This window comes from Facilibium subflavum, from assembly GCF_003574485.1.
GTDB lineage: Bacteria > Pseudomonadota > Gammaproteobacteria > Francisellales > Francisellaceae > Facilibium > Facilibium subflavum.
Genome location: NZ_QLIT01000350.1, coordinates 1 through 662, shown reverse-complemented (window position 1 = coordinate 662; position 662 = coordinate 1). Strand labels below are relative to the sequence as shown.

Genomic DNA, 662 nt, shown 5'->3' with positions numbered 1-662 from the left:
GAAAAAAGAAAGTAAGAAAGAAAAGAAAGATAAGTAAAAAATGAAAGGAAGGAAGAAGAAAGAAAAGAAAAAAAAAAGAAGAAAGAAGAGAAAGAGTGAAAGAAAGAAAAGAAAAAAAAAAGGAAAAGAAGAAAGAAAGATAAAGGAAAAAAAAAGAAATGAAAGAAGGGATATAATAAGGGAGAAAAAAAAGAAAAAGAAAGAAGGGAAGGAAAAAGAGAAAGAAAAAGAAAAAGGAAAAGAAGAGAGAAAAAAAGAAGATAAAGAAAAGAAAAGAGAAAAGGAAGAAGAGATGTATAGAAAAAGAGAAAGAGGAAAAAAAAAAGAAAAAATAAAAGAAGGAGAAACAGAAAGAAGTGAAAAGAGAAAAGGAAAAGAAAGAAAAGAAGAAAAGAAAAGGAGAGAATGAAAAGAGAAAAAAAAAGAAACAAAGAAAAAGGAAAAAAAACATAAACAATATGAGGGAAAAGGAAAGTGGAAAGTAGAAAAAAGAAGAAAGGAGGGAAAAAAGAGAAAGAGAAAAAGGAATGAAAAGAAAAAAGAAGAGAAGAACAAAGAAGAGATATAGCACAAGAAAAGGAGGAGAAAAAAGGTTAAGTAAAAAAAGAATGAAAGGAGAAATTAAGGTGATTGGTGAGGTGATAAAAAGACAACAAATGAAG

The 662-nt window shown here is 27.2% G+C and carries 1 protein-coding gene; it reads left to right on the top strand.

Annotation, left to right across the window (positions count from 1 at the left end; genetic code table 11):
- Positions 1–40 precede the first annotated feature (40 nt).
- Positions 41–409, top strand: coding sequence for a hypothetical protein (locus DNK84_RS15265; protein ID WP_119345026.1), 369 nt, complete (start codon positions 41–43; stop codon positions 407–409).
- The last annotated feature ends 253 nt before the right edge of the window (positions 410–662 follow it).

What these genes read in the sequence shown, in the direction of transcription:
- DNK84_RS15265 (WP_119345026.1), top strand. Translation starts at nt 41, where the DNA reads ATGAAAGGAAGGAAGAAGAAAGAAAAGAAAAAAAAAAGAAGAAAGAAG.